Source organism: Psychrobacter sp. T6-1 (assembly GCF_052258445.1).
The window spans coordinates 1-6,322 of sequence record NZ_JBQQFC010000134.1 but is presented as its reverse complement, the minus strand read 5'-3'; the positions used below and the strand labels follow the sequence as shown (position 1 = coordinate 6,322).

Below are 6,322 nucleotides of genomic sequence, written 5' to 3'. Positions count from 1 at the left end.
TTAGTTATTAATCCTTTTTAATATCAGGACGAGAAGAAGAACTAGGATTTAAAGGCTTTACACTATAAATCTCAAAATACTTACCATATTGATTTTGACCTTCAGTAAACTGAATCTCTACCTCTTCAGAATTTTCAGCACATTGGGTCATAACAGCCTTCATTTGCTCAACAGGCTGAACACCTTCAGCAAAACGAATACCATACTGAATAGGGGTAAAAATAGTAGCATTGAAACCAATGCCACGTTTACCCTCATAAGAGACGGGCATAATAGTACGTTTATTGAATTGAACTTGTAATGACATAGTTTGCTCCTAAGCAGCATATAAAGCGTCTAAGTGACGACTGGTGGGGATTTTGTAGTTATCAGGCAATTGCTGTAAAAAGCCTAAATTAACAAATTGATAAACAGTAACAGCGACATCTTCGGGATTTTCATGTGCATTTTCAACAGAAGCTTTTGAATAACCAGCATCATCTAAAGCCTTCATATGTCTATAAAAAGTAGGCTTAGAATAAAGCTTATCCGCTTTAACCTTTTTAATGCCCATTTGTCTAACAATATTATAAAACTGGAAAGTATTGTTAGCTTTAACATAAGAAATTTTACCAAGTATCAGAAAATCTAACTTAGAAAAATTAAATAAATATGGGGTATAAAATAAATCAAAACGATTATCTTTAGAGAAATTAGTAAAAGGCTGAACAGAACCTTGATAAGCCTTATATTCTTTGGGTACATTTTGCTTCCAATGCGTTTTTTTAAGCTTTAATAGTATTTCACTGTTATCAGAGAATTGCATATTCTCCCCCTTTAGAGTATTGAAAATAGGGTCAAAAACCTTATTCCAAAGGTGCTTTAGGAGCGTGGGACAATTAGCTCTACTATCCCTTTTACGCTGTTCTTTTATTAGTTCCCATAAATTTGTGGGATAGCCGTTTTTTGCAAGATAAGTCTTACATACGCGCCCTTCAAAACGTACAACGGAATTAGCAAAGGGCAAAACTTCTAACATCTTAGTAACTAAATTTTTACTACGAACACAACCTTTATCAGCTCTTTTTTGCAACGTCCTAAGTTGAGATTTCATTTCTTCAAACTTACCATAGGCCTTTGGACGCAAATAACGACTATTATTTGAACCCCAAGTAACATAATTATCGTAAGCAGCCGTATTAGCTTTACGATGCCCAGCAGAACAGTTAGCTAAATAATTCAAAACTGGTTGAACGTCAGTTTGACTAGGCAAACGGGAGAAATAAGTAGTATCTAAGTGCAAAACTTCAATTTTAGCTATATCAAGTATTTGATACAAATCGGGATAGCTTTCCCGAAGCAAACCAAGCATTTCAACAGCACCAAGTTCAATACTTTCAAAACCAAAAACATTATGGCCTTGTAAAAGTTTTAAGGGGCTTGCTTTTAGCTCAACATAAGGTGGACAGTAACGAGATTGAGTATAAAACTTCATGGCCATGTCAGTATATGAAGAAGGCAAAGACTCATAAGGGGCGTATAAATCACCCGTTATAGTATTACCATTTTCATCACGACTTACATGACGAGTAGCAGCAGGAAGGCCATAATCACGAATATCGCTATTAAAAATTTGAGTATCGCCAAAATGCTTAATAAACAAAGGGAGAACTGGAATAGCAAGTTTAAGATGATCTAACATTACAACCTCCCCAAAAAAAGTGCCTCTTCCACAGTCAAACTGGGAATAAGACCATAGAAGAGGCAAAGACGGTAATAATTTTTTTTATAAAAAGACATATGATAATTCCCAGTTTATCAAGTAACATGCACACAAGTAACGGTACAAATTAATTATATTACAGACACAATTTAATAACAAGCTATTTATCAACTAAATTAAGGCGAATGAAAATGATAGAGACGGTAAGATTGACAACATGGGAACAAAACGAGTTGAAAGAAAAATGTAACGAGATAAACAAAGAATTGATATTTTTGGGAGAGCAGCCAATACAAACAAGTAAACTTGTTCACATCATAATTGAAGGCGCAATTGAAAGATTAGAAGTAAATCAAAATGGGAAAATCACGCTCAGCTAAATAGCTAAAATACGTCAAAAGGTCAAATTATGAGACTCAGGCACACCATTAGATAGTGGTGTGCGAGGAAAGAAAAAACAAAATCCAGCATAAAACTAACGCCCTTCGGTTGTTTGCTCAATAAATAAAGGCATAACGAAAAGATGTTATACCTTCATTTATTCGAGCTTTAATAGCTTGACTTAACACAATTTATAATGAATGTCAATTTTATTCCACTACTTTTAAAATCCTTCAATACTGCCTTGAAACTCCATGTATTTTTTTAAATACGAACACTCACGAAAATTTGTAGAAAGTCCCTGACATTATACTAAGTCAGTGTTTGTTCCTAAAAATTATCTCCGTTTACCTCGCATGTGAAAAAAACACACCCTCCTTTCCGCGTTGATTTCGAATTTTAAAAGCCCTGAGCAAGACGTTACACAAAATAGTCATTCATTCTAAAAGTTGCGTCAACGCAATCAAAGACTACGCATAAACAAAGAACATATTCTCGAAAGCTTCACTTATCGAGAACATTGAATGTCTTGTAGTATGTAGTATGTTGTATTGTATTACATACAAGATACTACAAATAGGGTAAAGATAAGATAAAGAAAGACGACATAAAACTATGAAGGCGCTGAGTCTTGTTGAGACTGACCATTATTTGAGCCATTAAGATAGGAAGGAACTGGGGTTAATTGGCGCGAACGAGGAATAAAAGTAGGATCATCAGACATAATCATACACTCTTCGACACTTATCATAAGACGATCACCGAAGTGATTATACACTCTACAATTACTAGAAGATTGAATGACCATTGCAGGGCGTATATTCTCGTCTGAAGCGATATCTACTGTGTCGGTTGGCAAAAACTTATTATGAAGGTCTTTTCTAAAAACAGCACCTTGCTGACCAACACTAACAGCAGACGTGGGGTTCATAGCGTCCATAGGAGAGCCAGAAGGCTCGTTTGTAGTAGATATAGTCTTTTCCTCAAAGATAGAACTATAAACAGTCTTAACGCCATAATAAAGAGCTGGGATAGTGATAAGAATAAGAGCAACAGCTAAAGCTATCATGTAATAAACTTTATTGGGTCTTTTACGTGTTTTTTTATGAACAGCACCATCTTCAATTGATTTATATAAAGGAAATATTTCTTTATCTAAAGTATGAGTAAATTGATTAACTGCTTGTTTTTGATAGACACCCTTATCATCAATAGAGCGAATAGCTTTATTAAATTCAAAAACTTTAGGTTTATCATTTTCAAAGGGATTAGAAACGTGATAATGGGTCTTAATAAGTTTGGTTATTGCAGTATGTAAAAAACTTGGATCTTGGGTTATAAAAACGATTGTCTTACCTTCATGTCTTACTGTAGTTAAATCTCTAATACGTGGATCATCATTGATGCGCTTATTTGAATTTTCAAAAAAAGTTTTTTTCTGTGCTTCATCATAAAATATAATGGAATTGGCAGGAGTTTCACGCCAATCTTCTGGAGAAGGCAAAACACCATCAATATTTAAACCCTCAATATCAGCGTAGACAGGAATATCAGGGTGATCTTGCCTTATGGCACTAACAGCAGAAACAGACAAATGAGACTTACCAGAGCCGACTTGACCAGTAATAAGAAGCAACTGACGACCAATGACTAAAGACGAATCAAATGACATATTAAGAAGCCTTTGTTAAAAATGCTTGACTTGCAAGAATTGTAGCGCGAATAATCACAGCACCAATTAGAATACTAATCGCCTTATCCAAACCACCCAAGTGGGCAATACCAGCCATGTCACCAAGTAAACCAGCTTGCTGTTGAATTTTACTAATGTAGTAATTAACAACAGTTAAAGCTATTGCACCACTTGCAACACCGACACCCATACTTAAAAAAAAGGTTTTAAAACTATTAGGTAATAGACCTGTAAAAAAAGCACCTAAATCACCAATGAAACTACCTCTACCAGCCATAATAATTACTCTCTTTGTCTTCCGCCGCTAATAATCATTAATCCAGACACCCAAGCACCCAAAATAATAGCGGGTCTTATTTTGGTTGCAAATTCACAAAACGGAGAATAAGAAAGAACGATATCTTGAGAAACACCAGCAAGCTGAATAGGTATAGAAAGATCAGCAGGACAAGAACCGCCAAAGCTAACATAATCTTTAGTAGCAGTAGCAGCATGATCTAAATTAATATCAGGATCAGGCAATTCGACTTGTTCTATATCAGGTGGGGGTTCTGTAAAATAATCAACTGCATCACAAACAGGCCTTGCCCAATCACAAAAAGAAGGGAAAGAAAAACCGCCTTCAGGTGAAGTTTCAGGGTTAGAAGTATCTGTATCAGTATCAGTATTTGTCTGACTTCCTTGACTTGTACTTACTTCAGTTGTAGGAGCTAAACCAATGCCAGTATTAGGGGTAGTAACATCATCATACTTATATTCATAATCACCAAATTCATTTTTAACAGCCTCAATAGCACGAATAGCTGAAGGAGACTGAAATTCAGGAGTATAGACAGTCATATCAGCTAAAGCTTCAAGAGGAACATTATCTAAAACTAAAGAACCAATTGTTTCGTCATTAGCAGGTAAAGAATAGAAACCATCAACTTCTTTTAAATCAGGAATAGTATCAGGACTAACTAAATCAGTAGCCAATTTTCTATAAATCGGACTACTACCGTTATAATCCATAGAAGTAACATTTAAATCTTTAAGACCTAATTGAATTTGATCAAGATTATTGTAATAACAAGAAATAAGGGTAGCTGAAGTAGTATTACGATCATTATTAGCGAGATAAAAATTAAAAACTTCCATACAAGTCTTGCCCGATGGAGCGTTAGCAGTACGTGTAATTAATATATTAGTACCCGATAAGACACGAACATCATTATCTTTTTGTTCAACTTTTTCATAAATAACACCCGTAGAATTATCAAATAAAAGTCCCGAATCTAAAGCCATCTGAACCAAATCTAAAGCACGAAGGGCAGGAAAGTATTTACGAAAGCCTTTACCCATAAGCTTACCAACTTCAATCTTATTTAAAAAACCCGATGATTTTTTGACAACACCCTTATACTGAACGTCATATTGAGTAATTAACTTACCGTCAACAATTTTTGAAGAAACAGGTTTTACAAAATCACTAGGATCACCCGACAAAGCATAAGCAAAAGGTGTAGAAAATATAAGCATTAAAGATATAAGAAAACTTATAAATAATTTCATAAAAACCTACAAATATAAGGCATCACGGACAGCGACAATAAGCGCAACAATAGTAATTACTTGAAGTAAAAATTCTGGATTCATTGTTATACCCAAAAAAAACAACTCGCACCGCATCACAAACGGGGTTTGTCGATTGCGGTTGCGAGTTGTTTTTATAGAAGTTAAAAATTCTAAAAAGCAGCTCTAACCCATTTAAAGACTTTACCAGTCGCATAAAGAGATAAAACCGCCATTCCGATACCAGAAACAATAGCAACAGCACTCGTTATAAGTGCCATAATGCCTGAAAAAGCATCAATACCGATTGACGCCTCTTCAGCATGAGCGCCAGACATTAAGCCAAACGCAACAACAGCAACAGTCAAAACAGCAAGATTTTTAGAAGCAAATTTACTTACTTCAGATGAAGGTAAATTATCTTGATTCTCAACCATGATTATTCCTCAAAAATATGAGCGTCTGATCATCTTAATTACAGTGACTACGGTAAATAACATTGCTATACCAGCAACGTAAGTAATCATCTGCTCATTAGTTAATTTAAAGTCACTGTAAGAAGAAGATTCAACATACTGAATACAAGTAGTCAGCGTTTCATCTAATTGAATACACTTATAAACTCTCATCACGACACCTACGAGGAAGATGTAAAAAAAAGATGACAATCAAAGAGATTACAAGAGTAAAAGTAAAGTAAACAATGAAGTTAGATACAGCAGCAGATAGGATAGTGAAAAGCCTAAAATACATATCATCAGTCATGGTTTACTCGCAAAGTAGATAAATGGTATATTAATAATATAATCAATTAGATGATTTACGATTGTTAATAAGATAATCAAAACCAAAAAAGAGAATAAAAACAGCCATAAAAATATCTATAATCAAAGACATAATAAAAGCCTTATAAATCAGTTAGTTATTAATCCTTTTTAATATCAGGACGAGAAGAAGAACTAGGATTTAAAGGCTTTACACTATAAATCTCAAAA

At 34.4% G+C, this 6,322-nt stretch carries 7 protein-coding genes; 1 reads left to right on the top strand and 6 read right to left on the bottom strand.

Going from position 1 to position 6,322, the window contains the following annotated elements:
* Nucleotides 1–7 precede the first annotated feature (7 nt).
* Both ACTXGO_RS08390 and ACTXGO_RS08385 read right to left on the bottom strand, forming a co-directional pair.
* Nucleotides 8–307 carry a hypothetical protein gene (locus ACTXGO_RS08390; RefSeq protein ID WP_443574034.1) on the bottom strand — a complete coding sequence of 100 codons (300 nt, stop codon included), beginning with the start codon at nucleotides 305–307 and terminating at the stop codon, nucleotides 8–10.
* A 9-nt stretch (nucleotides 308–316) separates the two neighbouring features.
* The gene (locus tag ACTXGO_RS08385; RefSeq protein WP_443574033.1) at nucleotides 317–1,681 is read right to left on the bottom strand and encodes a phage/plasmid replication protein, II/X family; all 1,365 of its coding nucleotides are present in this window, start codon (nucleotides 1,679–1,681) and stop codon (nucleotides 317–319) included.
* A 212-nt stretch (nucleotides 1,682–1,893) separates the two neighbouring features.
* Between ACTXGO_RS08385 and ACTXGO_RS08380 the strand changes: the two genes are divergently transcribed.
* A complete protein-coding gene (locus tag ACTXGO_RS08380; RefSeq protein WP_443574031.1) occupies nucleotides 1,894–2,082 on the top strand; it encodes a hypothetical protein in 189 nt (62 codons plus the stop codon).
* A 614-nt stretch (nucleotides 2,083–2,696) separates the two neighbouring features.
* On the opposite strand, the gene ACTXGO_RS08375 is transcribed toward ACTXGO_RS08380, so the two are convergent.
* The 4 genes from ACTXGO_RS08375 to ACTXGO_RS08360 all read right to left on the bottom strand — a co-directional run bounded on the left by ACTXGO_RS08375 (nucleotide 2,697) and on the right by ACTXGO_RS08360 (nucleotide 5,764).
* The gene (locus ACTXGO_RS08375; protein WP_443574029.1) at nucleotides 2,697–3,755 is read right to left on the bottom strand and encodes a zonular occludens toxin domain-containing protein; all 1,059 of its coding nucleotides are present in this window, start codon (nucleotides 3,753–3,755) and stop codon (nucleotides 2,697–2,699) included.
* Between the two features lies 1 nt (nucleotide 3,756).
* Complete coding sequence (locus ACTXGO_RS08370; protein WP_443574028.1) at nucleotides 3,757–4,053, bottom strand: DUF2523 family protein; 297 nt, start codon at nucleotides 4,051–4,053, stop codon at nucleotides 3,757–3,759.
* Between the two features lie 5 nt (nucleotides 4,054–4,058).
* Nucleotides 4,059–5,327 carry a virulence factor TspB C-terminal domain-related protein gene (locus ACTXGO_RS08365; protein ID WP_443574026.1) on the bottom strand — a complete coding sequence of 423 codons (1,269 nt, stop codon included), beginning with the start codon at nucleotides 5,325–5,327 and terminating at the stop codon, nucleotides 4,059–4,061.
* Between the two features lie 173 nt (nucleotides 5,328–5,500).
* Nucleotides 5,501–5,764, bottom strand: coding sequence for a major capsid protein (locus tag ACTXGO_RS08360; protein WP_443574025.1), 264 nt, complete (start codon nucleotides 5,762–5,764; stop codon nucleotides 5,501–5,503).
* Between the last annotated feature and the right edge of the window lie 558 nt (nucleotides 5,765–6,322).